This window comes from Companilactobacillus ginsenosidimutans (genome assembly GCF_001050475.1).
In the GTDB taxonomy this organism is placed as follows: domain Bacteria; phylum Bacillota; class Bacilli; order Lactobacillales; family Lactobacillaceae; genus Companilactobacillus; species Companilactobacillus ginsenosidimutans.
Window position 1 is genome coordinate 131,180 of record NZ_CP012034.1, and the last position, 26,949, is coordinate 158,128.

The following is a 26,949-nucleotide window of genomic DNA, read 5'->3' on the forward strand; positions in this document are numbered from 1 at the left end:
CTATGTATCCAATTATGGTTAATTTGACCAATCGTCCAGTAACAATTGTTGGTGGGGGTAAAGTTGCCTTTAGAAAATATAAAAAATTAATTAATGATAATCCCAAACTGACAGTTATTAGTCCTGAAATTGATTCCAGATTTGATTTAGACAAAATTAATTGGGTTGAATCTCGATACAAAAAATCATTAATTCGAGATGCTGACTTGATATTAGCCTGCACAGATGATGCAGAAGTAAATCAAGCAGTCTATCAAGATGCTACAGCTAATCAATTGGTTAATAATACAAGCAATAAAAAAAATTCAGATTTTTATAATGTTTCAACTGTTGAACAAGACGGATTTGTTTATTCAATTTCGAGCAATGGGAAGGACCCGTTTGCCACAAAACAAAAACGTCGTGCATTAGAAGAATGGTTACGAAATAATTAAACAGTATTGGAAGTATAAATATGTTTATAGTTTGCGTGGGAATAGATTATAGAACTATGCCAATTGATTTACGTGAACAAATCACTTTTGATAAGGAAGAACTCGAAAAAGCTCATCAAGCTTTATCAGATGAGAAGAGTATTCTTGAAGATGTAATCTTATCTACTTGTGAAAGAACTGAGATTTATGCAGTTGTCGATCAAGTTCACACAAGTCGGTATTACATCAAGCGCTTCCTATCAAATTGGTTTGATTTTGACATGGATCAATTAGCAGATTATTTAGTTTTAAGAACAGGCGAGAAAGCTCTTCGTCACTTATTTGAAGTTGCTTCAGGTTTAGATTCACCAGACGTCGGCGAAGCCCAAATATTAGGCCAAGTAAAAAATGCCTTCTTCACTGCTCAAAAAGCTGATACAGTCGGTGTCTTGTTCAATCATTTATTCCAACAAGTTATCACCTTTGCAAAATGGACACATTCTGAATACAAAATAAATGAGCATGCCGAAACATCAACTCAAGCGGGAATTCATCAGATAAAAGAAAACTTACAAACACTCGATGATAAAACTCTGACGATAATCGGAGCGGGGACCATGAGTCAACAAGCCTTGTTAAATACATCAACCATGGGCTTTGGGAAAACTATTCTAGTCAATAGAACTGTTTCTCGCGCTGAAAAAGTCGTTGATGAGATGGACTTAGATGTAGCAGTTAAACCACTCGACAAGTTGCCAGATATACTGACCAACTCGGACGCTGTTATTTCAGCTGTTTCCGTTAAACAACCTATTTTTTCAACCGAATGGGTTAATCAAAACAAAGAGAAGTTGAACAACATAACTTTTGTTGATCTTGGTGTGCCTCGTAATTTAAGTACATTCAGAGAAATTAGTAATTGCGATTACTTTGACATGGATGGATTGGCAAAAATTGTTACTGATAATCATGATGAGAAAATGCATCTGGTCAACGAAGTAAAACAGCACGTTCCCGATGAAGTTGAGGATTACTTTTTATGGCAGAAGAAACTTAATGTTGTTCCGGTCATTAGACAATTGCGTGAACAGGCAGTTGATATTCAATCAAATGTCTACGACAGCTTGTTGAAGAAATTGCCTGATTTAGATGAGCATGAACAAAAGGTAATTAGAAAACATATGAAAAGTATCGTCAATCAGATGTTGAAAGAGCCAATTAAAGAAATCAAAGAGATTTCAACTTCTGAAGATGCTGACAAATATTTAGACTTATTAAAAGTGATTTTTAAACTAGATGCATAAGGAGAATGCTTTGGAAAACACAATAAAAGTTGGAACCCGCAAAAGTAAGCTAGCAGTTTGTCAGACAAAATTAGTAATCAACATGTTGCAAAAAAAATATCCCGATAAACAGTTTGAATTGTGCTACATCACGACTGAAGGGGATAAAAATTATTCCACTGATATTAAAATGATTGGTGGAAAAGGTTTGTTCGTTAAAGAAATTGAGCAATCATTGATTGATGGAAAAATTGATATTGCGGTTCATAGTTTAAAAGACTTGTTACCAACTACTCCTGAAGGCTTGTTATTATCGGGAATTCCTAAACGTGATTCTCCATTTGATTGTTTGATTACAACAAAAGAACTTCACTCAATCGCAGATATTCCTAAGGGCGCCAAGATTGGCACAAGCAGTATACGCAGGACAGCTCAACTCCATCATCTGAGGTCTGATATTGAAGTTGTTCCAATTCGAGGAAACTTAGACACACGAATCCGTAAAATTGATGAGCTTAATCTGTTTGGTGTCATAGTTGCTGAGGCCGGTAAGAACCGTTTGCAAGTTGATATTGGTAGTCATCATACATTCAGCTTGCATGACCAAATATTACCTGCATCTGGGCAAGGTGCTTTGGCGTTAGAATCCCGAGCTGATGATGAAGTGATAAATGGCATTATTAAATCCATTGATGATGTTGACACGAGATTATCAGTTAAGTTGGAACGACAACTTTTGGCAGCCTTTGGTGGAAGTTGTAATTTCCCAGTTGGAAGTTATGCGCATGTCGATGGTTCAAACGTCACCTTACATGCAATGATTTCATCTTATGATGGATCTGAATGGTATGAAACGACTGCTACAAAGCCAGTTTCTGAGAGTAACGATTTAGGCAATGAAGTTGCACAGGAATTGCTGAATAGTGGGGCAACAAAAATTATTAAAGAAATAGAAGGAAGTAATAACTAATGATTAAATTTGATCGTCACCGTCGTCTAAGAACAAGCGCTGCTATGCGTGATTTGGTAAGAGAAACTCATGTTTTAAAAACTGATTTGATTCAACCTGTATTTATTGAAGATGGATTGAATGGCAAAACTGAAATTTCATCAATGCCAGGAGTATTCCACTTTGGTATGGATTCGGTCTTAGATGAAATCAAGGAAATTGTTGATGATGGAATTCAAGCAATCATCTTGTTTGGTCTTCCAAAAGATGAAGATAAGGATGAATTCGGAACTGGTGCTTGGAGTGACGATGGTATCGTTCAACAAGCTACACGTCTAATTAAGAAAAATTATCCCGATTTAATTGTCATTGCTGACTGCTGTATGTGTGAATATACATCAACAGGTCACTGTGGAATTGTCCGCGATGGATATGTCCAAAATGATGAATCTCTCAAGTACATTGCTAGAACTGCTGTTAGTCAAGCTAAAGCTGGTGCTGACATTATTGCACCATCAAATGCAATGGATGGATATGTTGCTGCAATTCGTGAAGGACTAGATAACGAAAACCTAATTAATGTTCCTATCATGTCATACGCTGTTAAATATGCTTCAAGTTTCTATGGCCCATTCCGTGATGCCGCAAATTCCTCACCTAAATTTGGTGACAGAAAGTCATACCAAATGGATCCTGCTAATCGCTTGGATGCTATGCGTGAAACAATTAGTGACGAAAATGAAGGTGCTGACTTTGTAATGGTTAAACCTTCAATGGCATTTTTGGATGTTATGCGTGAAGTTAAAGATCAAACTAAGTTACCATTAGTTGCTTACAACGTTTCAGGTGAATACTCAATGATTAAGGCTGCTGCACAAAATGGTTGGATTGATGAACAAAGTGTCGTTTATGAAACACTAACTTCAATGAAACGTGCCGGTGCTGATTTAATCATCACTTACTTTGCAAAAGACTTTGCTAACTACTTAGATAATCAAAAATAATTTTGGGGGATAATAATGACTAGTTTTGAAAATTCAATTGCAGCTTACAAAGAAGCTGTTAAATTAATGCCAGGTGGGGTTAATAGTCCAGTCCGTGCATATAAGAACGTTGACATGGATCCAATTTTTATCGAACGAGGTAAAAATCAAAATCTCTATGACATCGATGGAAATTCATACATTGATTATGTTTTGTCATGGGGACCATTAATTCTTGGACACGCTGACGATACAGTTATTGCTGCATTGAAAGATACAATCGACAAAGGAACAAGTTTTGGAGCTCCAACATTATTGGAAACAAAGATTGCTAAGTTAGTTCAAAAATTTGTTCCTTCAATGGAAATGATGCGCATGGTTTCTTCAGGTACTGAAGCCACTATGAGTGCAGTTCGACTTGCTCGTGGATACACTAAGCGCGACAAAATTGTTAAATTTATCGGTTGTTATCATGGTCACTCTGACTCATTACTAGTTGATGCCGGTTCTGGTATGGCTACATTTGATATCAATACTTCTCCTGGTGTACCAAAGAACGTTGCTCTCGAAACATATACAGTTCCATATAATGATGAAGCCGCTATTACAGACTTATTCAAACGTCATGGTGACGAAATTGCTGGTGTTATCGTTGAGCCAGTTGCCGGTAATATGGGATTTGTTCCTGGTCACGAATCATTCTTGAAGACACTACGTAAATTGACTGAAGATTATGGCTCAGTGCTAATCTTTGATGAAGTTATGAGTGGATTCAGATGTGACATGAAGGGTGCACAACACTTGTATGGCATCACTCCAGACTTGACTACTTTAGGGAAAGTTATTGGTGGTGGACTACCAGTTGGAACTTTTGGGGGAAAACGTGAAATCATGAAGAATATTACTCCTGATGGCAAGGTTTACCACGCAGGAACATTATCAGGTAACCCATTAGCTATGATGGCTGGTATCAAGACTTTGGAACAACTCAATGAAGAAAAATACGCTGACATGTCAGCAAAATTAGACAGATTATGTACGGCTCTTAAAGCAGCCGCAGACAAAAATGGAGTTCCATTTACAATTCGCCACCGCGGTACAATGTGGGGCTACTTCTTCAATAATGGTCCAGTTGAAAACTTTGATGATGTACAAAAGTCTGACAAAGAGTACTTCACAAGATTTTTCCAATATGTCATTAAACGTGGAATTTACCTTGCACCATCACCTTATGAAACAAGCTTTATTTCAACAAAACATACTGATGCTGATATTGATAAAACAATTGAAGTGTTCAGTGATGCTTTTGCTAATGTCCAAAAATAAGAGGGAATTATGACCACAATAAGCCATCAATATCGAGATTTAACTATTACACCTATTTCTGATCAAGAAGATATCGTAGTAAGCTGTGATGTCAGCGCTGGATTTGGTAATCGTGAATATGACATCGTCAAATGTTCACCAGAAATATCAGTCTCACTAACGTTACGAACAGCTATGCTGGAACTGATTTCATATGGAGCCGAACCTATGACAGTTGTCGACACATTGAGTGTTGAATACAATCCGACTGGGAAGAGAATTATTGCTCAGATGAAAAAAGACATGGTTGAAATGGGCTTTCCTGATATTGCGATAAATGGTAGTACAGAAGATAACCTCGATATTCAAATGACTAGTGTGAGTGTGACCGTGGTTGGCCGTGCTCGTCATAAGAGTCCATCAACATTTAAAAATCTTTCGGTATTTCAATTGGGAAATCCATATATGGGTAATGAAGTATTAGCTAATCTACATTCAATTTTTCCAGTTAGAGATGCCATTGATTTGAGAAAGAATAATTCCGTAGTAGATATGATTCCAGTAGGGTCAAAGGGAATCGAATATGAGCTTGGCGTGTTAACTGAAACTCATGATTCAAAGCTCGAACTGGATTCACACATAGATCATGACGAAATAAATAAGACTGCCGGTCCGTCGACAGTTTTATTAGTTGCTGTCGATGAGTCACTTGAAAAAAGTTTTTCTAGTTTCAATCCAGATTTGAAACATGTCGCATGGTTGAGGAAATAATATGGAACATTTAATTATGGTTACCGGTGGCTCTCGAAGTGGCAAATCAGAGTTTGCCGAAAATTTATATAGTCGTGATCAAGAAGTTTGTTACATAGCAACTGGAATGGTCAATCTTTCTGATGCTGAAATGACTGACAGAATTCACAGGCATCAAGAGCGTCGTTCTGATATTTGGACAACCGAAGAAAGATATCATCACATTGCTCATTATATGGATAATTCGAAAATTGAATATTTTTTGTTGGACGATGCAACCAATATGATTACTAATTTATTTTTCGACTGGGTGAATCTTCAAGTTGAGGATCATCCAAAGGATTTTGATGATTATGTAGAAAATATGACTAGTAAAGACATAGATATTGTTTCCGGCCTTATCATGCAACAGTGGAACAATATCATTGAAATTAATAGCCGTCGCAACAAGACGTTAGTTGTTGTAACTAATGAAGTAGGGTTAGGGATAGTTCCTGCAAACAAGCTATCACGTGTATTACGAGATATTTATGGAGATGCCAACAAACTAATTGCCAGTTGTGCAGATGAAGTTTGGTTTGTTGTCAGTGGTATTCCGAAAAAAATTAAGTAGAGGTAAGGCTTTGATAACATCGTTGATTTTATATGGACAATTTTTTACTCGAATTCCAATTCCTGTACCGATTGATGAACCTCAAGAAAAATTTAACAAGGGAATTCAATACTTAACGCTTTTCGGACTAATATTAGGAGCCTTAGAAGCATTGGTATTCTGGGGATTAAGCTTTGCTTTCCCAACATGGCTTTGCTGGATATTTCTCTTAGTTATTGATGGAATGATTACTGGTGGATTTCATCTTGATGCCTTAGCTGACACCGCTGATGGGATGTTCAGTTCTCGCAACAAAGAAAAAATGTACGAAATAATGAAAGACAGTCGTTTGGGTACGATGGGTGCATTAGCATTAATTTATTATTATCTCATCATGATAGGCACAACTTATTTTATAAGTGGTCATTTAAGTGTTTTGCAAAATGTCTTTCTCGCGGCAATCACAATTATGAATACCAAGACTGGTATTTCACTTATCTTTCTTAGAATTACTAATTCTAAGAAAGAAAAGGGCCTGTTAAAAAGTTGGGGAGAAATCGCTCCATGGCGTGCTATTGGTAGTCAAATTTTTGCAGTTATTGTTATTTTTCTAGCCCTTAATTGGAAAGGCTTAATAGCATATGTAGCGGCTGCATTATTCGTACTGGTGTATAAACATTGGATCAACAAGCAATTAGGTGGATTCACAGGTGACACTTTAGGTGCCTATGCCAGCATCTGCCAAGCAATATTTCTAATAATCTTCGCCGCGGTGGTAAAACTATGAAATTAGTTTTAGCTAGACACGGTGAAACAGAGTGGAATTTACAAAAAAAGTTTTATGGAACTTCCGATGTAAAACTTGACCAAAAAGGTCTTTATCAAGCTAATCACTTGGCGTCAACGTTAAAAAATAATAAGTGGCAATTTGATATTGGATATTGCAGTGGCTTAATTCGCACACTCCAAACTATCAAACCATGTCTGTCAGGGAACACTCAGGTAATTCAACTCCCTGATCTAAACGAAAAAGGTTTTGGTAAATGGGAGGGTCTAGATGCTAATGAGATAGAGGCGGCCTATCCGATCGAATGGCAGAAGTGGTTGAATCAACCTTTTGACTATATTCCACCTGAAGCTCAGGACTTTTATCAGTTTTCTGATCATGTAAAAAAAGCTATTAATCAAATTATTGATGATAGTATTAAAAATGATTATCAAACTATTTTAGTGGTTGCTCATCTCGGTGTCTTGCGAGTGATTGACCAATACTTATTGAATGACACTCATGAATTTTGGAATATTCACTTTGATGCCGGATATTACACCGAATTCAGTAGTGATGACGGACAAAATTTTAAGCTAATTCAAAGAAATGTAGGGTGATTTAATGGCAACATTGATTACTTATCCAGAAGACAAATTTGATGAACAAATGTTAGCGGGTCTCGATAAATGGAGTCCGCTTTTTTTGCCATTGAAGCGTATAGAGTATCAACAATGGACCAAGTCGGACTACAAAACTATTGACCAGTCCGATTGCATCGTTGTCACCAGTATGTTGGCAATACAAGCATTGTTAAAATCTGATATATCGACCGATAAGCGAGTTGCGGTGCTGAGCGATAAAGCAGCTAAACTGTTAAGAAGCTTTCATTTTACTAACCTAATTATTTCTGACGTAGAAAATAGGCAATCATTAATTAAGAAGCTTGACGATGAATTCACCAGTCAAAACGAACTTGTATTTTTAAAAAGTAACCTTGCTGCTGATTTGTTTGTTAATGCGCATGTTAATAATATTCTTGCATATAAAAATGTTTGGACAGATGTGGACCGTGATAAAGCACTAAGAAAAATTGGTAGTTCTGATTTTACAAAGGTTTTGATAACGAGTCCTTCGGCATTTTATCGTTTTGAAGAAATCGAAGAAATTATCCCGATGCAATTTATGTCTGCTAAATACTACACTTTAGGACCATCTACTCAAAAGGTGATGCAAAGTCTAGGATTTGATGCGTACGCTCCTGCTCACGAACGTAATGTCTTGAAACAGGTTGTCTTGAAAATGACTAGGGAGGGTAATATAAATGGCTAAAGCACTGATCGTTTATGCAACAATTACAGGAAATAATCAAATGGTCGCCGACATTTTGGCTGATCAGCTTGATGAACTCGGAGTCGATGCTGTGGAAACGGAGATGAGCCAGACTGATCCATCTGATTTTCAAGATTATGATATTTGTATTGTCTGTGTATATACCTATGATGAAGGTGCATTGCCTGAAGAGGGAATGGACTTTTTTGAAGACCTAGCAGATACAGATTTGACCGGAAAATATTATACCGTCCTAGGGTCTGGAGATACATACTATGGAAAGTTTTATAATGTTGCCGTTGATAAATTCGACAAACAATTTGCTTCCACGGGTGCAAAGTTAGCAACCGATTGTCTTAAAATTGAGTTAGAACCTGATGAGTATGATATTATGAATATTGCTAAAGTAGCGAAAGAAATATCAACAAAATTATAATATTGCGAGGCAAATCAATGAAAATATATACAAGAACTGGTGATAAAGGTAAGACTAGAATTATCGGAAACGACGTCATGTTTAAATCTGACAAACGTGTTACTGCCTATGGTTCAGTTGATGAATTGAACTCACTAGTTGGTATGGATATCGCCAATTTAAGTGATAAAACAAAGGTATTTGCTGAAGAACTAACTGAGATTCAACAATTGTTATTTGACTGTGGAACTGACTTAGCCATTTCACAAAATGATACAAAGCATGAATTTATTTTTACAGAAGATCACAAATATGTTGATTGGTTGGAAAAGAAAATCGATGAATATACCGAAAAAGTACCCAAGACGCAGAAGTTCATTCTACCTGGTGGATCGAAAACAGCTTCATCATTGCACTACACAAGAACTGTAACTAGAAGAGCTGAAAGACAAATTGTTTCATTGATTCAAGACGAACCTATTAACGATTATGTCTTGAAATTTATCAATAGACTGTCAGATTACTTCTTTGCCGCTGCTAGATACGCCAATGTATTAGATGGTGTCGAAGATATTCAATATCGTAACAGTAAACCAGTATTCAGATAAGAATCAAAAGGAGAAAGGCATAATTAGCTTGTTTCCTTTTTTATTAGTCAGCTCGTAACAGAGTCATAGAAGTTATAGTCTAATATGGATTGACATTTCAAGAGTCTATAAATGAATCTGATAAACCAGTATGTTACTATTAATTTACTTTATTAAATATTCGTTTCAGGTATCAATTAATTCTGAGGGGATTAAAATGATTAAATTCGAGGATGTCACTAAGGTATACGGTGATCAGACAGTCTTGAAAGACTTAGACTTGACCATCAACGCCGGCGAGCTTTTCGTGCTTGTCGGTCCCAGTGGTAGTGGAAAAACTACTTCTGTCAAAATGATAAATCAATTGATTAAACCGACTTCGGGGAAAATTGAAATCGATGGTAAGAATATAAACGACTATGACTTACAACAATTACGTTTAGGAATGGGCTATGTATTACAGAACATTGCACTATTTCCAAACTTAAATATTCAAGAAAATATTGGCATTCAGCTGGAGGAATTGAAAGTTCCTAAGGAAAAACGTATTGCTCGTGCCAGAGATTTATTGAATCAAGTTGGCTTGGATCCGGATTTATACGCAACTAGAATGCCAGATGAATTGTCTGGTGGCGAACAGCAGCGGGTTGGTATTGTTAGAGCACTTGCCACGAATCCAAACATTATCTTAATGGACGAAGCGTTCAGTGCACTTGATCCAATTTCAAGAACTCAATTGCAGGACATCCTTTTGGATTTACATTCGAAAGCTGACTACAATATGACGATTGTTTTCGTTACTCATGATATGAGAGAGGCATTGCGACTAGGTTCTAGAATTGCCGTGATCAAAGATGGTGAATTACAGCAGGTTGGGACTCAAGAAGAAATAATGAACAAACCAGCCAATGAATTTGTCGAAAGCTTTTTTGAAAAAGTGCAAGATCAAGAGGTTGCCACTGTGGGTAAAATTATTATTCAAGGTTATGGTCAAAAGGTGGACAATCCTAGCAATGCAACGAGAGTCGAATTTGACTCTGAAATACCGGAACTAATTGCTACTTTGCGAAAGCATGAAAGAGTGACAGTCGAATTTCACGATGCAAACTATATCCTCAAGCTCGATGATGTCTTAGATTTCATCGAGAACAAGGAGGCTGCCGTTGAATAATTTGATGAATATCCTCAAAACACAGCACCAAGATATCTTGAATTCAGTTGGGCAACATTTAAGTATCTCACTGATCTCATTATTAATTGCTGCTGTAATAGCGATTCCTTTAGCAATATATTTGAGAAGATACAAAAAGGTAGCTGAAGTAGTATTACAAATTACTAGTATTTTTCAGACGATTCCCAGTTTGGCACTGTTAGGAATTTTGATTCCGTTTGTAGGTATCGGAACAGTTCCTGCAGTAATTGCATTAGTTGTCTACGCGGTTATGCCGATTTTCCAAAATACTTACACTGGTTTCACCTCGATTGATCCAAGTTTAGAAGAGGCAGCCTATGCATTTGGTTTGTCGAAATATCGAAGACTGACAAGAATTGAATTGCCTTTAGCAATGCCACTAATTGTTTCAGGATTGAGAATTGCCATGGTCATGATTATTGGTACGGCAACTCTTGCAGCTTTAATTGGTGCCGGCGGTCTAGGTACATATATCTTATTGGGAATTGAAACCAACAACAATGCCTTACTAATAATTGGTGCTGTTTTGTCAGCAGCATTAGCATTGATTTTCTCTGCATTAATTCGGTTCATTGGTAAATTATCATTTAAAAAAATTATGTACGTCTTTGCCACTTTGCTAGTGCTTTTTGGTGGCTGGGGGATTTATTCCTCAGTTAGTAAACCACTATCTACAATTACCATTGCAGGTAAAATGGGTAGTGAACCAGAGATTTTAATCAACATGTATAAAGACTTGATTCAACAAGAAAATCCCAAGCAAAAAGTTGAATTGAAGGCTAACTTTGGTACTACTAATTTCTTATATAAGGCGTTAAAAGCTGGTCAAATCGATGTTTATCCAGAATTTACTGGTACTGTCATGGAGACACTGGTCAAAGCTCAAAATTATGGCAAGAATCCAACCAAGATTTATCAGCAAGGTAAAACAATGCTAAAGCAGCAGGATAACCTAGATTACTTATCACCAATGAAGTATCAAAATGGTTATGCACTAGTTGTCTCAAAAGATTTTGCCAAGAAGTATAATCTCAAGAAGATTTCTGACTTGAGAGCTGTCCAGGATCAAGTAAAAGCTGGATTTGATATCGACTTTTTCAACCAAAAAGATGGTTATCCGGGGATCAAGAAACAGTACAATATTGATTTTGCCGATACTAATACCATGCAACCAAGTATTCGTTATAAGGCAATCGCCTCAGGCAAAGTCAACTTGGTAGATGGTTACACAACTGATCCACAAGTTCAGAAGTATCATTTAGTCGTACTTCAAGACGATAAACATTTCTTCCCACCATATCAAGGAGCACCCCTAGTACGTAATAAAGCACTAAAAGAACACCCAGATATGAAGAAAGCTTTGGATAAGTTATCAGGTAAGATTTCGACTAAAGATATGCAGAAAATGAATTACCAAGTAACTTTCCAACACAAGAAAGCTAAAACAGTTGCACATGATTATTTAGTTGAGCATAAATTATTAGACAAATAAAAAAAGTGATATCCGAAAGGGTATCGCTTTTTGCGTGTCTTAAGATTGTTCGACAAGTTGTCCAGCAACTGCTGTATCTGGAGGTGTGAGCTCCAGGATCTTGTCGCCTTTGGAAACTTTGGTAGCAATTTTAACTATGTCTGAAAATTCATTTGTATTGGTAATGACAAGCATAACAGTTGGATCATATCCAGCTGACTTAATTTCATCGACATCAAATGTTCCTAGAACGTCACCCTTTTTGACGATGTCACCTTGCTTAACATTTGAAGTGAAATACTTACCTTTTAAGTTAACAGTATTGATACCAATGTGAATGAGCACCTCGGCACCAGCTTTTGTTTTCATACCGTAAGCGTGTTTTGTAGGGTAGGCAACTGTTACAGTACCATCAGCGACAGCATAGACATTACCGTCAGTAGGTTCAATTGCAGCTCCTTTACCCATTAACTCAGCTGAGAAGACATCGTCATTTGTATCTGACAGTGAGATAACATTACCAGATACTGGTGTGATAATAGTTTGAGCACCAAGCATGGCATTTGAAACTTTGTGCAATTCGTCTTTTTTACTTAATTCAGTTATTTTTCCGTAAATAAGGGTAATTGCAAATCCAAGTACCATACTGAATAAACTACATAGAATGAATGGAATATACGAATCAGTTGGTACTGACAAGAAACCAATAATTCCAGTAACACCTAGTGTATTACCGACAACGTCATTTAATCCTATAAAGATACCTGCAATACCAGAGGCAATCATTCCGCAATAGAAGGGGTAGCGCATCTTTAAATTAACACCGAAGATGGCAGGTTCGGTAATGCCCATTAAAGCGGAGATTCCAGACGATGTGGCAACTCCACGTTGTTTCTTACTTTTGGAAAGGAATAGAACTGAAAGACAAGCACCAGCTTGAGCCAAGTTTGCAATTGTGACGATAGGGAAAATAAAGTCACCACCTAGATTAGCATTGGATAAAATCTGAGTTTCAATCGCTGGCAAACTTTGCTGGAGTCCGGTGATTACAAGTAATGGATATAGTATTCCGAGTATTGCTGATCCAATAAATCCTGAGAAGTTATAAACTGCAACGGCACCTTGCAAAATGATGTTAGATAGATTGGTAATAAGTGGACCAACAGCCGCGAAAGCAATAGCACCAACAACAAAAATTGTAATCATAGGTGTAAAAATATAATTCATTGAGTTCGGCATAATTTTCTTTAGAAGTTTTTCAGCATTAGCAGCAACCCAGGAAATAACGATTGCTGGAAAGACTTGACCTTGATATTCAACTTGCTTAAATGACGAGCCTAGTAAATTTGAATAAGTCATTTTACCAGAACTCATGAACATGGTTAAATCAGATCCGTTCAAGAGATGCGGCATAATCATCGCCATACCAATAATGGCACCAATATAAGCACTACCACCAAATCGCTTGGTAGCAGTAAATCCAACCAGTGCAGGTAGGAAAACATAAGGGGTCATACCAATTAATTGCATGTAACCAACAATTCCCTTGATTTGCGGAAAAGTGTCGACAACAGAATTAGCACCAAATAAGTTACGTACGGTCAATAATGTAAATAGTGAAAGTAGTAAACCACCAGAAACGATAGCAGGAATGAGTGGAATAAAAATATCTGCCATTAACTTAGTAAACGAAACAATAATATTTGGTTTTTTATTATCAACCTTAATTTCTTTGATCTCATCTGGAGACATTTCCTTTAGATGAGTCTTTTTGATGAGCTGACTATAAACTTGCTCAACCCGTCCCGGACCAATAATGATTTGATATTGGCCATCAATATAAACAGTTCCCTTAATATCCGGACATGCGTCCAGTTTTTCTTGATTAATTTTAGATACATCTTGGACAATAAGACGTAATCTAGTGGCACAGTGGGATGCGGCAACAAAGTTATTCTTGCCAATAGCAGAAATAATCGTGTCAGCAACTTTGCTATAGTCCATAGTCAACCTCCCTAATTAATGAAAATAATTAATACTGTTATCAATTAAATTAATAATATCAAATTAATTTGATAGTTTTTTGTCACAGTTAATTAATTTATCTTTCTAAAATTGTATTGTTTTTTTACTCTTATTTTATCGTATTACTTTTTTATTTTATTTACAGGTTTAATGATTGGAAATCAAAGAATTTTTTAGTATAGGATGCAGTTTTTTGATGTTCACTGTCGTTCTCCGGTCAAGTTCTCTGGGAGGATGGGAACGCTGTGATGCGATTTAAGGGAACGTATGAGCTAAAGCTCATGCGCAACAGTCATAAAGTTGGCTACGCCTACGAACAATAAGGATGTCACAACCCGAAAAATCTAAAGACTCGCATTTTGTCTAAGATTGCCCGATGGCAATCAAAGACAAACGCCACGGCTGCCCCCCCAGAGCACTTGACCTGCGAACTGGGGAGGATCAAAAATCTTCTTCTTGTGTGTGGTGAGGTTCACTGCCGCACTTCGTGCTAAGTTGGTAAACCAGTTCACTCCAATAATCCATTTAAATCATCTTGATAATTTGTAAGATATCAGTGAAACACCGTTTTTGTCTTTGAATTTACTATTTAAAAGTAACTTCAAAAAGCAAATGGTGCTTGTTTTCCATACAAGAAAATGAGTTAGCCTCAGATCCAGCCTGGAGGTAAAGTTCGGCGGGGGCCCGAGCCGTGGCGTTCATGTTTGCCTGCCAAAGGGCAGGCTTACATGAAAACCGAGTTCCGAGATTTTTCGGTCCGTGAAAAAGCTCGGAATCGTGTTCACAGCGACCACGGCCCCCGCCGAACTTTACCGGAAGGCGGAAGTGAACCATCTACTAAAACCAACTCATTTTTGACCAAATTTCTTTAGGATTGTTAACCCGCATACATCTCAAAATCACAATATAATTGAAATTGTTCAAAGTAATAAATAAATAATTAAATTGAGATATCAACAAAAGGAGAGATGAACATGCTAGATACCGAATACTCAACCGAACTGCATCGTCTTCATAAAATTGGTCCCGTAGACATACCACATATCAATGGAGTGAAAATCATTGTCAAAGATCGTTTGGATGCACATACTTATGATCCAAATGTTCTTCAAAGTGTTAAAAAGCTGGGCGATAACCCGGTTATGTCGAAGGATTTGAAGAGTTTACGTGCTGGTTCACATGCTGATATCGATGCTCAAATTAACTTTGATGATATTGAAGTTACCGATGAAGAAACTCGGGAAATGGGTCGGGCCGTTCATTACTTAAAAATTTTCAAAAAGGGTAATGAAGATTCGAATAAAATTTTAGTTTATGTCCATGGTGGTGCTTATTACGGTGGAAACGCTGAGGATACTGAGATTCCGCTTAGAATTATGGCTAAAACTTTTGACGGTATCATTTATAGTGTTGATTATGGTCGTTGTCCTGAGCATCCATTTCCTTCTTCAATTCTTGATTGTTTGGCTGTGGTTGCAGATGTCACTAGGGATAATGATAATATCACTATTGCTGGGGATTCGGCCGGTGCTTCAATTGCGCTTGGTGTCAGTCAATTAGCTCATGAGTTGGGTGTCTGTGATATTGATAATCATATCTTATTTTATCCGACTGTAATTCATGGTTCCAATCTTGAAGGACCACTCTGGGATGACAAAAAAATTTCAATTATTCCTAGTGAGCGAAAATATTTGCATGCTAATTATGTGCAATTTAAGCAACTTGATAGAATCATGACAGGATTTTATTTGAATGGTAGAGATGTTAATTTGCATTCGCCAATTATTTCGCCATTATATGCGGATCCGACTTTATTCAAGCGAGTAACAATTCTAATTGGTGAGTTTGATCCATTCAGACTTCAAGCTGAATCATTTGCTGAAGAGGTTGGAACTGCTGGTGGAGATGTTACTTTCATTAGATACGGTGGAATGGGACATGCTTTCTTGAACTTAATTGGTAAATCTGCCGCTAGTGAAGATGCTTTAAAGGAAGCCGTTTTGCATGCATAAAAAAAGAGATTGGAATTTTATCCAATCTCTCTTTGTGTACATTTAATTTTTAGCTTCAATTTCTTCAACTCTGTCGTGCAATTGAGTTCTTTGTTTACGCAATTCTTTCATAGTTAAGTTCCATGTTCCAACAAGAACTAATGTTGAACCAATCCAAGCAAGAGGGTTGGCCATTGCTGCTCCTAAGAATCCGAATGCTTTAATAAGAACAACACTAGCGAAGATACGCATAATCAATTCAGCAATACCTGCAATGGTTGGGGCCTTTTGATTACCCAATCCTTGCAATGTATATCTGACGATAAAGAGAATTGATAGTACAAAATACATTGTTCCGTTGAAGTTGAAATATGTTTGAACTAAGTTAAGAATCTTTGGTTGGTAACCACTCATGAATAGTTTGGAAATATCTTTTCCAAAGAAGACAAGTAAGATACCAATTGTGGCACTCGATCCAACGGATAAAACTATTCCATCTTTGACACCTTTGAGAATCCTTGAATATTTTTTTGCTCCAAGATTTTGGGCAGTGTAGTTTACCAACGAGATACCGAAACTCATGGCAGGAAGTGTAGCAATCTGTTCAATTCTACCTGCGACTGTGTAAGCTGCAACTGCTGATGCACCTAAAGTATTTAGCATGAATTGGAGGATGATAGCACCGATAGCAATAATCGATGATTGAAATCCCATTGGCATACTAATACCGAGTAAGTGCTTGATTTCAGCTTTATCAATCACAAAGTCATTTCGACTCAAAATCAAATATGGTATTTTAGCACGAATATATACATATAAAGTAATTAGAGTAATTGTTTGTGCGGTAACAGTAGCTAAACCAGCACCGGCGACGCCCATGTGGAATACTAAAATAAAAATAAGTTCTAACACAATATTTAAGATAGTGCTTACGATTAAGAAGAACAGTGGAACACGAGTATTTCCTAGTGCACGCATTGTATTTCCTAAAAAGTCGAAACCAACAAATGAGAATATTCCGGCAAAAATCATTTCAAGGAAAATGAATGAATCATGTATCAATTCCTTGGGTGTTTGCATAACTACAAGTAATGGATAGGCGATTATTACGGCGATTACCGTGAAAACTACAGTAATACCAAGGTAAATAATGATACCAGAAGCAAAACTTTTCCGAACGCCTTGCATATCACCAGCACCGTATCTTTGCGCGGTCAAAATCGCCAGCCCACTGGTTATACCTTGTGCAAATCAAATTACCAGTGCAGTCAGTCCACCGGTGGCACCGACAGCAGCCAAAGCATCAACACTAATTGTTTTACCAACAATTAATGTATCAATGAAACTGTAAAACTGTTGGAAGAAATTTCCTAATAATAGCGGAATCGTATATAAAAAGATAGCTTTCATAGGTCTTCCAGTTGTTAGATCAATCATCGACTAGCCTCCTTTCATTTTTCATTCGAATATTTTAACACTAGTTTGATGAAACTTGCTGTAAATTGTATTGAATAATAGAATTAAGACAAGAAATTAAAAATATTTATTTTAATTATCAAGATTTTAAGAAAAATATCTGTTAAGGTTAAAGGGAGCGTTAATAGTGAAATTTGTCCCGATTCATGCTAAAACATAAGCAGGGGAATGGGATAATTTTTTTAAATTATCACAAACACAAATCATTTAACCTAATCAGAAAGGGATGACATTATGAAAAGCTATAAGGGAGTCGTCTTTTTTGATTTAGATGGAACTTTGTTTGACGACGATAAAAATGTATCTGATCGAAATTTGCTATCGTTAGACCTACTCAGGGAAAATGACTATTTGCCTGTCATTGATACAGGCAGAAATCAATTTGAAATTCAGGATTTAATCGACAAAGGAAAGTTTGACTCCTTTATTACCGCAAACGGAAGTTATGTAGTTTACGAAGGAAAAGCAATCGATGTCCAAGAAATCCCACAAAAAATAAACGCTAATATCGTCCAATTTGCTAGCCACTTTAATGAAGAAGTAGCATTTTACAACAACGTAGGTTGTGCAGTAACAGGTGGCAATCAGATGGTAACCGACAATTATAAAGCTTTAGGTCTAAAAGAAGTAATCGACCCAGATTTTTATAAAAATAATGTAATAAACTTTACGTTCGTATATACACCAGTAGGTGAAAATGATCATCAAGCCAAATACGAAGAAATATTCGGCAGTGATTTAACCTTTTACCGAAATAATCCCAGAGGCTTAGACGTAGTATTAAATGGAGTCTCAAAAGCGGCCGGAATAAGAAGCCTAATCAAACACGCAGGCCTAGAAGGTCTACCAACATACGCCTTCGGAGATGGAAACAACGACATCCCAATGTTCAAAGAAGTAGATAATCCAGTAGCAATGAGAAATGGACTAACAGTAGCAAAATCAAACGCAAAGTATATCACAAAAGAAGACAATAATCACAGCGGAGTTTATTTCGAGTTGAGAGAGTTGAAATTAATATAAAGCAGAGCGCAAATTGACATGCCCTGAAGACGGAGCACAAGACAGAAAAGACGGAGGGGGCGAAATCCCCCCGCAGTCTTTTCAGCCTTGTGTGCAGTCTTCAATGTCAATTTGCGCGTTTAAGCAAAACTAAAGCAAAGCGTTACAGCATGTTTAGCACAACTAAAGTGGGTGCGTAACACCCCGCAGCTTTGTCCGGCTTATATGCAGTATCCAGTGTTTATTTGTGCGTTTACGCAAAACTAAAGCAAAGTGTTACAGCATGTTTAGCACAACTAAAGTGGGGGCGAAATCCCCCCGCAGTCTTTTCAGCCTTGTGTGCAGTCTTCAATGTCAATTTGCGCGTTTAAGCAAAACTAAAGCAAAGCGTTACAGCATGTTTAGCACAACTAAAGTGGGGGCGAAATCCCCCCGCAGTCTTTTCAGCCTTGTGTGCAGTCTTCAATGTCAATTTGCGCGTTTAAGCAAGACCCGAGTGAATCGACCAGTAATACATAAAAAATAATAGGTACAGTACAAACCAAAAATTTGCACTGTACCTTTTTTAATTAAAAAAAGACATCTCAATCGAGACATCTTTCCAGTTTTTACTCTATTTAGCAAAATCCAATTTCTTACCAGTATTATAATTAATAGTTTTCTCTTCATCGGCATTCAATGCAATTTGCTCGCCTTGAACAAGGATATGAGAATCCTGGTCAGCTTTAACAATAATCGTATCAGTTGAAACTGTGAAGTAGTAGTGGATATTTCTAAACAAGAAGTTGAATTGTAATGTGTTCCAAGTATCAGGGAAGTTAGGGTCAACTTCCAACTCATCACCTCTGAAGTCGACACCGGCAAAGTATGAAGTGATAACATTCAAAGTTGCACCCATAACACCTAGGTGAATACCTTCAGCAGTCGTACCACCTTGAATATCATAGTAATCACTCGTTAATGCCTGGTAGAACAACTTCCATGACAACTCTTTGTCATTAACCTTCAGAGCCAACATCGAGTAGACGATTCTTGAAAGAGTTGAACCATGAGTAGTTCTTTGTAGGTAAAAGTTGACATTGTCTTTAATGAATTTTTCTGGATTTTCAACAGGGTATCCCATATCCTTCAAAATTCCCATGAATGTACTTTCACGTAGGTTATACAATCCCATCAATGCATCAGCCTGTTTTGCTAATTGATATTGATCAGGTGAATCGCCTTCGGCTTTAAGAATACGGTCCATTCTCGAAATGTCACCGTATTGACGTCTGTAGTAATCAAAGTCAATGTCTTTAAGTTTGAAGTAGCCTTCGAATTGACCAAGAATTCCGTCTTTGTTGAATTCCAACTTCAAATCATGACCAATGCCATCCATACTGTCGATATCATCTTGAGTAAAGTCAGCACGTTTCAAGTTTTCATCAATATTAGCTTGTGGTTCTTTGTTAAGAAGATAGGTAATCTTGCTGAAGAGCCAACTGGTCATAATGTTTGTGTAAGCATTATTTTTCAAACCAGATTCTTTGGCATCTGGATAACCTTCGTGGAACTCATCTGGACCCATAACATTTTCAATTGTATATTTCTTCGTTTTAGAATCATATTCAGCCATACTGATCCAAAGCTTGGCAATGTTCAACATCATTTCGAGACCATATTTGTTAATAAAGTCATCGTCTTGAGTCATGTTGTAATAGTTCCAAATATTGTAAGCAATTGCTAAAGAAACGTGACGTTGCTTTCTTGAATTATCTGGATCCCATTGATTAGTAATTGGATTTAAGTGCATTGATTGTGACTGTTCATCACCATACATCGCACTTTGCCAAGGATACATGGCACCTTTATACCCATTTTCAGCAGCATATTTCTTGGCAGCACCTAAACGATTATAACGATACATCAATAATGACTTGGTTAAATCTGGATAGTGCATTGTGTAATATGGAAGTATAAATACTTCATCCCAGAAAATATGACCACGGTAAGCTTCACCGTTTAGACCACGTGCACCAACGGATGCATCAAGGTGCTGGTTGACATGTTGTTGTGCAGAAACAGTCGTGTCAAACTCGTTTAGACGAATCAATTTTTGAGCAGTAATGTCACCACTCAATTGGATATCCTCGCTACTCCAAATCTTTTGCCAACATTTCATTGAGTTAGCAACAGCATCAGCAAAGTTCTTGTGATAAGCGTGATCATTAACAGCAAATTCCAGTGAAGAATCGGTTTCTAATGAAGTGTAAATGCTGACAGTTTTCTCAACTGTGTATGATCTTCCTTCAACCACGTGGAAACCAATTGATTGAGAAATCTTCTCTTGGAATCTATTTGAATTTAATTCTGTACCATCGATGTTAGGGCATTGAATTCTAGTCCCGACAGCAATATTTACATTAGAATTCTTAGTGTGTGCTAAAAGTAGGGCACGGTCACCATCGACTTTAGTGTCATCAACGACGATGTGTTTACCATTAAATGCACGATATCTTTCGACATTGGTATTTTCAACAGAACCATCAATCTCTGAATAAATCTTCATTTCACCAGAGAAATTGAGTGGTTGGACAGTATATTGTAATGAGTAGCTGTGATAATTTTTCATATCAGCTGCTTTTTTAGTAGTGACTTTGATCTTTTTACCATTTGGTAGAGAAATCAACATTGTAATTGTGAAGACACCCGTTCTCATATCAAGTGAACGATAAACGTTGTCAATCACGTCTGGCGATAGTTCAAATGGGTCACTGTCATCAATACTAAATGTCATAAATTGAGCATTTGGTAAATTGACCAAATCTTCATTTACGATATCACGATTGTTGATGTTGGTAGTTAGTTGGTCAAAAACACCAGCAACATAAGTACCAGGGTAATAATTATCATTTGCTCTGGATTCTACATAAGATCCACGTAAACCAAAGTATCCATTACCAATGGTTTGCATAGATTCTTGCCCATATTGACGTTTGCCTGAATATGAACCGTAATATTCCAAATGCCAACCTGCATGCTCGATTTCAGTCGAAACAGCTTGTTGTAAACCTAATCTTGCTACGTCATGCACACCAACTGTAGGGATGTGGAGTAAATTCTCCATTGTTAATCCCATGTCAATAGGTTGATTACCACAGCTTACGATAGTATCACGTAATTCAACATCAATTGGATTAAGAATTACGACAACATCAAAGTCCTTTGGTAACTTGAGTTTAAAGTTATCTAAGTTTTCACCTAAAGTTCTGGCAGAGTTGATATTGTATGTCTTATTAATAGTAGATTCGTCATCAGAATCCTCATAAGAATATCTAATGTGTTTATCAGTAACAGTAAGATATAGCGGTTTCATTAATATTACCTCCCAATTCCAGTTTAAAGTTCCAATACCAAATAAGCAATTTGATTCCATTGTTTATATTAATAATATTTTGATATTAACTATATAACGATATTTCTACTTAAAATAACTAAATTAAGTATAAAATATTTGTTGAATCTGAAACAAATAGCGCTTACATTGATATAGAATTATAAATGTAAGCGATATACTAAAACGGTCTTATACAGGACTTGGGGGTGTTATTAATGAAAAACGACGAAATACTTCTGTCGCCTGCCAGTGGTAAGGTTGTAGACATTACTGATGTCAATGATCCAATGTTTTCCGAAAAGGCAATGGGTGACGGGTTTGGCGTCATTCCAACAGATACAAAGATTGAAGCTCCATTAGCAGGTAAGATCATGCTAGTTGCTCCAACAAAGCATGCGATCGGAATTGCTGGTAATAATGGGCTTGAGGTCTTGATACATATGGGTGTTGATACTGTTGAATTAAATGGTGAGCCATTTGAAATCAATGTCCATGAAGGTGATATAGTTAGCGCCGGACAAAAGATGGCAACAATGGATATTGATGCTATCAAGAAAGCCGGCAAACCAACAGATATTATCGTAGCAATTACCAACTCTGCTAAGATGGTAAAATCTGTAACGCCAGATGTCGGAAACAATATGGTAGGGGCCCAAGTTGCCACAATCGAAATGATGGGTGACGAAGAAGCAGCTAAACAACCTGAACCAAAAGGTGGAAAAGTTAATTTTGATGATCTTGCAAAAGAGATTGTCAAAAATGTTGGTGGAGCTGAGAATGTTGACAGCGTAATCCACTGTATTACACGTGTGCGTTTTTATTTAAAAGATGATAAAAAGGCAAATGACGATGTAATCAAGAATCTAAATGGTGTTCTAGAAGTAGCTAGAGCCGGAGGCCAATATCAAGTAGTTATAGGACCAAAGGTTGAAGAAGCATTCGATGCCGTTGTTAAAGTATTAGGACCAGGATTTGGTGGCGAAGGTGAAGCACCAAAGGGACCAAAGCGTAAAGCACCTAAGGGTGTTTGGCCAAAAACTAAATTTTATTTCAGTTCATTAATTGGTGTTATCACCGCAAGTATGATGCCAATCATCGGATTACTTGCTGCTGCAGGTATTCTAAAAGGATTAGTTTCATTATTCGTATCATTCCACGCACTATCAGCAACAAGTAATACATACATGATCATCAACGCAATGGGTGATTCAGTATTCTACTTCTTACCTATACTAGTTGGATATACCGCAGCAAAACGTTTAGGTGCAAATCAGATCATCGTTGCAGTTATCGGTGGTGTACTTGCATATCCAACATTAGTACAATTAGCAACAAAAACTGCAAGTAGTCAAATGACAATTAATGCCAACTTCTTTGGTATTCCAATTCATGTCGCAAATTACACATATTCAATTTTCCCAATGATTGCCGCCGCATGGCTAGCTTCATTAATTGAACCATGGTTGAAAAAATATATTTCAGCTTCAATCAGAATGATCGTCAGTCCATTAATTGAAGTATTCGTAGTCAGTGCAGTTATCTTAGTAATCGTTGGACCAGTTATCACATTCTTAAGTTCACTTCTAGCAAGTGGAATCGTGGCATTACTAAGCTTCAGTCCCGCACTATCAGGATTAATAATCGGTGGATTCTATCAATGCTTGGTTATCTTCGGACTACACTGGGCAGTTATTCCAGTCGTTGCCAACCAAATAGCAACAGATGGACACTCAGCATTGAATGCCATCGTTTCAGCAACAATGGTTGCCCAAGGTGCCGCCGTAATGGCAGTATTCTTCAAAACAAAGAAAAACCTAGCAATCAAACAAATTGCTGGTGCCGCAACACTTTCAGCCTTCGCTGGAATTACAGAACCAGCAATGTATGGTATTAACTTGAAATACGGAAGAGTCTTTTGGACAGCCAACATCGGTGGTGCCGTAGGTGGATTATTAACAGGACTACTACACGTTGACATGTGGGGCTTCGCCGGATCACTAATCGGATTCGCCTCATTCATCAATCCAAAAGGAATAGACTCAAGCTTCACAGGATACCTAATAGCATCAGCAGCCGCATTAATAGTTTCCTTCACAATGACATACTTCTTCGGATTCAAGGAAGATGACCTTGAACAAAAAGTACACACAGTAGAAAAAGTAAGATTAGGAAGCCGTGAACCAGCTGTAAGTAAATAAGTAACAATAGATTCAAAAAAATCGTCAATGCGAAAGCAAGACGATTTTTTTGTACCATAATTTGATTTACTACTTTATATAGAAGAAACAAGAAAAAAAGTTCGAAGCGGATTTATTGTCTTTGGAAATCTGTCCCGAACTTCATAATGTACTTTACCTTAAAAAAAGGTCTTGATTTAGGTTCTAAATGTTTAATGGAGATTAGAAGTGAACCTCAGATAAAACCAGTCCACAACACCACCCCCACAAATAAATGAGTATGCATAAAACTCAGTTCGCAGGGTCGGCGTATTCGGCCTCAGTACTGAAATTTTGGTTAGTTGGGGAATTATCCCAACTTACCCAAAAGGCCAAGTTTGGAGACACTTCGAACTATGAAGTGGCTTCAAATTGTGCCCAGTACGTTCCAGGCCGCAATACGCCGACCCGGAGAACGGAATTGAACCACCAACAATTACTCCTTTTCCAAATAATCGTTTAAGAACTTCTCCACATCTGAAGAATCATTAGCCGTAAACCCATCAACAAGCACAGCACCACGTTTACGACAAATCTTCTCAATAAAAGGCACACTAACATCAATCGAACTAGAACCACTAGTAGTAAAAGGAATAATATCCTTTTTAGCAATCTTAGTTTTCTTCAAAAACTCATCAATTAATAAAGGTGGACGCTCATACCATGTTGGAAATCCAAGAAAAATAGTTGAATACTTCGATACATCATATTTCTTGTCCAATTCGGGTAATTTATTATCAGCGATTTCTTCTTGTACAAAATCGGTTAAGGCTTGGTAGTCAGTAGGGAATGCATCCTTTGGATGAATACCCATCATATCTGAATCAGTCTTGTAAGCAATCTTTTCAGCTGCTTTTTTGGTAATGCCTGAGTTGGAGTAATATACTACGACACTTTCGTTTGCCATAAAATCCCTCCTAAATAATACTAATCATTCATAAATGAGTGATTACATCTCTATTGTAGAACTCTTCAGAATCCATTCAAGTACACTACTAACAACTTTTTTCAAAAATTTACTTGCATTAAAGCCTAGTCGAAGGTCTATATTATAAGTATAGAAAAAATCAAGTTGTAAACGAAGTGACTAATATGCAAGAAACTACTTACTATTCAGTAATGAAAAAAGATGAGCTTGCTTTACCTTGGACCAATGATGCACAGCAAGTCCTTGAATTACTAAAGAATGATAAAGATGCCATGTTGATGAGTATGACTGGAAAAGAAGACGAGAATACTCGCGAATGGATAGAACATGGAATGATCGAAACTTTCGAGCAGGAGACTCTTGACCAGTTAGTCGGATCTCAAAAAGAGAAAAATATGTATCTCGACAATGCATTTACAATTATGGACGATTTAGACAAAAAGGGGAGTGACGCTCATTCTCCATATGTCAGCGCCCTTTATCTGGTCGCCGCATTATCTCGAAAGTTGATGATGCCTGAGAAGATGACTTGGATTTTGGGAATGGCTGTTGCCTATGGTGTGGGATTTAATGGCAAGATAAACCAGGCAGATTATGGTGTTGCCAGTTGGAATAAAGACGATGCAAAATTCATTGAGAAGTTAAATGAATTACCAACTGAACCGCCAATTTGGTCAAAAAATAAAGTTACCATCAGATTTGAGCCAGTCGGTAATATGTATTATTACCAAGTGGCTATTGCCTTTCAAGACATAATGGAATTGATGAAGTTGAACTCCGGTGACTTCAGTTTTGCCAATTTACAAAACGAACACTCATTTGAATTGATCCATATGGCATACGAATTAGCTAAATTTTACCCAAAAAACTCTTAATTTTTCTGAAAATACTAGTAATAATACAGTAAAAGCCCGATATTAGGGCTTTTTTATTTTCATATTTTCATAATAATAAAATAAGGTACGGCAGTTAAAGCCGACATTAAGCCGTTTTGAGAAATTAGATTTCAATAACATTACTAAGGTTACATAATAAGCATTAACTGTAATATCAGAACTGTAGAGCTGTAACATTCACCTGCTATAGTTACTCTCATAGCTAAGAGCTAATCAAAAAAGTAAGGATGTTATTAAATCTATGAAAAAAGTATTATCACTCGCATTTGTAAGTGCAATGGCTTTGACAGCCTTCGGTATCAAAACAAGTACATCACAGGCTGCAATCGCCCTTGATGCAAATCACGTATCTGTAGTTGCAGGTGACACATACAAAAGTATCGCAGCCGCAAATGGTGTTACAATTCCTGAATTGGAACAAGCAAATGGCCGCGTAGTTGGTGGATTTGACCTTATCTTCCCTGGAGATATCGTTACACTTCCAACAACAACAGCAGTAGAACAAAACGTTCAAGCTACACAAGCACCAGTTGAAGAAGCTCCAGTACAAGAGGAAGCACAACCAGTTCAACAAGAACAAGCACAACAACCAGCCCAAACACAAAGTGCTCAAACATATGCTCCAAGCACATCTCAATCAGCAGGAACATTCAAGATCAGTTTCTATGATCCAGCCGTATTAGGTTCAAGCATGGGTTATGGTGGTGTTGCTGCCAACTTATCAATCTTCCCTAAGGGAACAAGATTACTTATCACATTAGCTGATGGTACACAATTAACAAGAACTGTTAATGATACAGGATACTTTGCATACAGCAACCCATATCAATTAGACGTTGCTATGCCTAATAACGCAATTCCTTCATACGGAATTACATCAGCAACTGTTCAAGTATTAGGATAATTTTTAGAAACTCAACACAGATGACCACATCCAAAAAAGATGTGGTTTTTTTGTGCATTTTAACTATTTCTTTAAAAAAGCTTAACTTATTTATCAC

General features: G+C 37.1%; 22 protein-coding genes and 1 pseudogene. 19 read left to right on the forward strand and 4 right to left on the reverse strand.

The features are described from left to right. The first annotated feature begins 2 nt into the window (after window positions 1-2). The 14 genes from ABM34_RS00760 (at window position 3) to ABM34_RS00825 (ending at window position 12,059) form a co-directional block, all read left to right on the forward strand. The gene (locus ABM34_RS00760) at window positions 3-434 is read left to right on the forward strand and encodes a precorrin-2 dehydrogenase/sirohydrochlorin ferrochelatase family protein (protein ID WP_048702488.1); all 432 of its coding nucleotides are present in this window, start codon (window positions 3-5) and stop codon (window positions 432-434) included. A 20-nt stretch (window positions 435-454) separates the two neighbouring features. After that, the gene (gene hemA / locus ABM34_RS00765; RefSeq protein WP_048702490.1) at window positions 455-1,717 is read left to right on the forward strand and encodes a glutamyl-tRNA reductase; all 1,263 of its coding nucleotides are present in this window, start codon (window positions 455-457) and stop codon (window positions 1,715-1,717) included. 10 nt (window positions 1,718-1,727) lie between these two features. After that, on the forward strand, window positions 1,728-2,666 hold the full coding sequence (hemC, locus tag ABM34_RS00770) for a hydroxymethylbilane synthase (RefSeq protein WP_048702492.1): 939 nt from the start codon (window positions 1,728-1,730) through the stop codon (window positions 2,664-2,666). Continuing rightward, window positions 2,666-3,649, forward strand: a complete 984-nt coding sequence (hemB, locus tag ABM34_RS00775) for a porphobilinogen synthase (protein ID WP_048702493.1) — start codon at window positions 2,666-2,668, stop codon at window positions 3,647-3,649. The genes hemC and hemB overlap by 1 nt, the downstream gene beginning before the upstream one ends. A gap of 15 nt (window positions 3,650-3,664) precedes the next feature. Next, a complete protein-coding gene (hemL, locus tag ABM34_RS00780; RefSeq protein ID WP_048702494.1) occupies window positions 3,665-4,954 on the forward strand; it encodes a glutamate-1-semialdehyde 2,1-aminomutase in 1,290 nt (429 codons plus the stop codon). A gap of 9 nt (window positions 4,955-4,963) precedes the next feature. Further along, window positions 4,964-5,704 (forward strand): hypothetical protein, encoded by a 741-nt coding sequence (locus ABM34_RS00785; protein ID WP_048702495.1) that lies wholly within the window; start codon window positions 4,964-4,966, stop codon window positions 5,702-5,704. 1 nt (window position 5,705) lies between these two features. Next, window positions 5,706-6,296: a bifunctional adenosylcobinamide kinase/adenosylcobinamide-phosphate guanylyltransferase gene (gene cobU, locus ABM34_RS00790; RefSeq protein ID WP_048702496.1), complete on the forward strand. Its 591-nt coding sequence runs from the start codon at window positions 5,706-5,708 to the stop codon at window positions 6,294-6,296. Window positions 6,297-6,306: 10 nt separating this feature from the next. Then, window positions 6,307-7,062, forward strand: coding sequence for an adenosylcobinamide-GDP ribazoletransferase (gene cobS / locus ABM34_RS00795; RefSeq protein WP_048702497.1), 756 nt, complete (start codon window positions 6,307-6,309; stop codon window positions 7,060-7,062). After that, on the forward strand, window positions 7,059-7,661 hold the full coding sequence (locus ABM34_RS00800; protein ID WP_048702498.1) for a histidine phosphatase family protein: 603 nt from the start codon (window positions 7,059-7,061) through the stop codon (window positions 7,659-7,661). Before cobS ends, ABM34_RS00800 begins: the two co-directional genes overlap by 4 nt. Before the next feature lie 4 nt (window positions 7,662-7,665). Beyond that, the gene (locus tag ABM34_RS00805; protein WP_048702499.1) at window positions 7,666-8,373 is read left to right on the forward strand and encodes a uroporphyrinogen-III synthase; all 708 of its coding nucleotides are present in this window, start codon (window positions 7,666-7,668) and stop codon (window positions 8,371-8,373) included. Continuing rightward, the gene (locus ABM34_RS00810) at window positions 8,366-8,809 is read left to right on the forward strand and encodes a flavodoxin (protein WP_048702500.1); all 444 of its coding nucleotides are present in this window, start codon (window positions 8,366-8,368) and stop codon (window positions 8,807-8,809) included. Before ABM34_RS00805 ends, ABM34_RS00810 begins: the two co-directional genes overlap by 8 nt. Before the next feature lie 17 nt (window positions 8,810-8,826). Beyond that, the gene (locus ABM34_RS00815) at window positions 8,827-9,396 is read left to right on the forward strand and encodes a cob(I)yrinic acid a,c-diamide adenosyltransferase (RefSeq protein ID WP_048702501.1); all 570 of its coding nucleotides are present in this window, start codon (window positions 8,827-8,829) and stop codon (window positions 9,394-9,396) included. A gap of 196 nt (window positions 9,397-9,592) precedes the next feature. After that, window positions 9,593-10,546 (forward strand): ABC transporter ATP-binding protein, encoded by a 954-nt coding sequence (locus ABM34_RS00820; protein WP_048702502.1) that lies wholly within the window; start codon window positions 9,593-9,595, stop codon window positions 10,544-10,546. Further along, window positions 10,539-12,059: an ABC transporter permease/substrate-binding protein gene (locus tag ABM34_RS00825; protein ID WP_157023172.1), complete on the forward strand. Its 1,521-nt coding sequence runs from the start codon at window positions 10,539-10,541 to the stop codon at window positions 12,057-12,059. Before ABM34_RS00820 ends, ABM34_RS00825 begins: the two co-directional genes overlap by 8 nt. A 39-nt stretch (window positions 12,060-12,098) precedes the next feature. On the opposite strand, the gene ABM34_RS00830 is transcribed toward ABM34_RS00825, so the two are convergent. After that, window positions 12,099-14,042: a PTS sucrose transporter subunit IIABC gene (locus ABM34_RS00830; RefSeq protein ID WP_048702503.1), complete on the reverse strand. Its 1,944-nt coding sequence runs from the start codon at window positions 14,040-14,042 to the stop codon at window positions 12,099-12,101. Window positions 14,043-15,037: 995 nt separating this feature from the next. On the opposite strand from ABM34_RS00830, the gene ABM34_RS00840 reads away from it, so the two are divergent. Beyond that, the gene (locus tag ABM34_RS00840; RefSeq protein ID WP_048702505.1) at window positions 15,038-16,075 is read left to right on the forward strand and encodes an alpha/beta hydrolase fold domain-containing protein; all 1,038 of its coding nucleotides are present in this window, start codon (window positions 15,038-15,040) and stop codon (window positions 16,073-16,075) included. Between the two features lie 42 nt (window positions 16,076-16,117). On the opposite strand, the pseudogene ABM34_RS00845 reads toward ABM34_RS00840, so the two are convergent. Further along, window positions 16,118-17,491: pseudogene (locus tag ABM34_RS00845) on the reverse strand (MATE family efflux transporter). A 273-nt stretch (window positions 17,492-17,764) separates the two neighbouring features. Here ABM34_RS00845 and ABM34_RS00850 point away from each other — a divergent pair. Continuing rightward, window positions 17,765-18,553 carry a Cof-type HAD-IIB family hydrolase gene (locus ABM34_RS00850; protein ID WP_048702506.1) on the forward strand — a complete coding sequence of 263 codons (789 nt, stop codon included), beginning with the start codon at window positions 17,765-17,767 and terminating at the stop codon, window positions 18,551-18,553. Between the two features lie 592 nt (window positions 18,554-19,145). On the opposite strand, the gene ABM34_RS00855 is transcribed toward ABM34_RS00850, so the two are convergent. Then, the gene (locus ABM34_RS00855) at window positions 19,146-21,887 is read right to left on the reverse strand and encodes a glycoside hydrolase family 65 protein (protein WP_048702508.1); all 2,742 of its coding nucleotides are present in this window, start codon (window positions 21,885-21,887) and stop codon (window positions 19,146-19,148) included. Between the two features lie 236 nt (window positions 21,888-22,123). Here ABM34_RS00855 and ABM34_RS00860 point away from each other — a divergent pair, with 236 nt between their 5' ends. Beyond that, the gene (locus ABM34_RS00860) at window positions 22,124-24,106 is read left to right on the forward strand and encodes a PTS sugar transporter subunit IIABC (protein WP_048702510.1); all 1,983 of its coding nucleotides are present in this window, start codon (window positions 22,124-22,126) and stop codon (window positions 24,104-24,106) included. 454 nt (window positions 24,107-24,560) lie between these two features. On the opposite strand, the gene ABM34_RS00865 is transcribed toward ABM34_RS00860, so the two are convergent. Continuing rightward, the gene (locus tag ABM34_RS00865; RefSeq protein ID WP_048702511.1) at window positions 24,561-25,031 is read right to left on the reverse strand and encodes a flavodoxin; all 471 of its coding nucleotides are present in this window, start codon (window positions 25,029-25,031) and stop codon (window positions 24,561-24,563) included. A 185-nt stretch (window positions 25,032-25,216) separates the two neighbouring features. Here ABM34_RS00865 and ABM34_RS00870 point away from each other — a divergent pair, with 185 nt between their 5' ends. Both ABM34_RS00870 and ABM34_RS00875 read left to right on the forward strand, forming a co-directional pair. Further along, window positions 25,217-25,927, forward strand: coding sequence for a hypothetical protein (locus ABM34_RS00870; RefSeq protein ID WP_048702512.1), 711 nt, complete (start codon window positions 25,217-25,219; stop codon window positions 25,925-25,927). Window positions 25,928-26,189: 262 nt separating this feature from the next. Further along, on the forward strand, window positions 26,190-26,852 hold the full coding sequence (locus ABM34_RS00875; RefSeq protein ID WP_048702514.1) for a DPBB and LysM peptidoglycan-binding domain-containing protein: 663 nt from the start codon (window positions 26,190-26,192) through the stop codon (window positions 26,850-26,852). The last annotated feature ends 97 nt before the right edge of the window (window positions 26,853-26,949 follow it).

What these genes read in the sequence shown, in the direction of transcription:
- ABM34_RS00760 (WP_048702488.1), top strand. Translation starts at nt 3, where the DNA reads ATGTATCCAATTATGGTTAATTTGACCAATCGTCCAGTAACAATTGTT.
- hemA (WP_048702490.1), top strand. Translation starts at nt 455, where the DNA reads ATGTTTATAGTTTGCGTGGGAATAGATTATAGAACTATGCCAATTGAT.
- hemB (WP_048702493.1), top strand. Translation starts at nt 2,666, where the DNA reads ATGATTAAATTTGATCGTCACCGTCGTCTAAGAACAAGCGCTGCTATG.
- hemL (WP_048702494.1), top strand. Translation starts at nt 3,665, where the DNA reads ATGACTAGTTTTGAAAATTCAATTGCAGCTTACAAAGAAGCTGTTAAA.
- ABM34_RS00785 (WP_048702495.1), top strand. Translation starts at nt 4,964, where the DNA reads ATGACCACAATAAGCCATCAATATCGAGATTTAACTATTACACCTATT.
- cobU (WP_048702496.1), top strand. Translation starts at nt 5,706, where the DNA reads ATGGAACATTTAATTATGGTTACCGGTGGCTCTCGAAGTGGCAAATCA.
- ABM34_RS00800 (WP_048702498.1), top strand. Translation starts at nt 7,059, where the DNA reads ATGAAATTAGTTTTAGCTAGACACGGTGAAACAGAGTGGAATTTACAA.
- ABM34_RS00805 (WP_048702499.1), top strand. Translation starts at nt 7,666, where the DNA reads ATGGCAACATTGATTACTTATCCAGAAGACAAATTTGATGAACAAATG.
- ABM34_RS00810 (WP_048702500.1), top strand. Translation starts at nt 8,366, where the DNA reads ATGGCTAAAGCACTGATCGTTTATGCAACAATTACAGGAAATAATCAA.
- ABM34_RS00815 (WP_048702501.1), top strand. Translation starts at nt 8,827, where the DNA reads ATGAAAATATATACAAGAACTGGTGATAAAGGTAAGACTAGAATTATC.
- ABM34_RS00820 (WP_048702502.1), top strand. Translation starts at nt 9,593, where the DNA reads ATGATTAAATTCGAGGATGTCACTAAGGTATACGGTGATCAGACAGTC.
- ABM34_RS00830 (WP_048702503.1), bottom strand. Translation starts at nt 14,042, where the DNA reads ATGGACTATAGCAAAGTTGCTGACACGATTATTTCTGCTATTGGCAAG.
- ABM34_RS00840 (WP_048702505.1), top strand. Translation starts at nt 15,038, where the DNA reads ATGCTAGATACCGAATACTCAACCGAACTGCATCGTCTTCATAAAATT.
- ABM34_RS00850 (WP_048702506.1), top strand. Translation starts at nt 17,765, where the DNA reads ATGAAAAGCTATAAGGGAGTCGTCTTTTTTGATTTAGATGGAACTTTG.
- ABM34_RS00855 (WP_048702508.1), bottom strand. Translation starts at nt 21,887, where the DNA reads ATGAAACCGCTATATCTTACTGTTACTGATAAACACATTAGATATTCT.
- ABM34_RS00860 (WP_048702510.1), top strand. Translation starts at nt 22,124, where the DNA reads ATGAAAAACGACGAAATACTTCTGTCGCCTGCCAGTGGTAAGGTTGTA.
- ABM34_RS00865 (WP_048702511.1), bottom strand. Translation starts at nt 25,031, where the DNA reads ATGGCAAACGAAAGTGTCGTAGTATATTACTCCAACTCAGGCATTACC.
- ABM34_RS00870 (WP_048702512.1), top strand. Translation starts at nt 25,217, where the DNA reads ATGCAAGAAACTACTTACTATTCAGTAATGAAAAAAGATGAGCTTGCT.
- ABM34_RS00875 (WP_048702514.1), top strand. Translation starts at nt 26,190, where the DNA reads ATGAAAAAAGTATTATCACTCGCATTTGTAAGTGCAATGGCTTTGACA.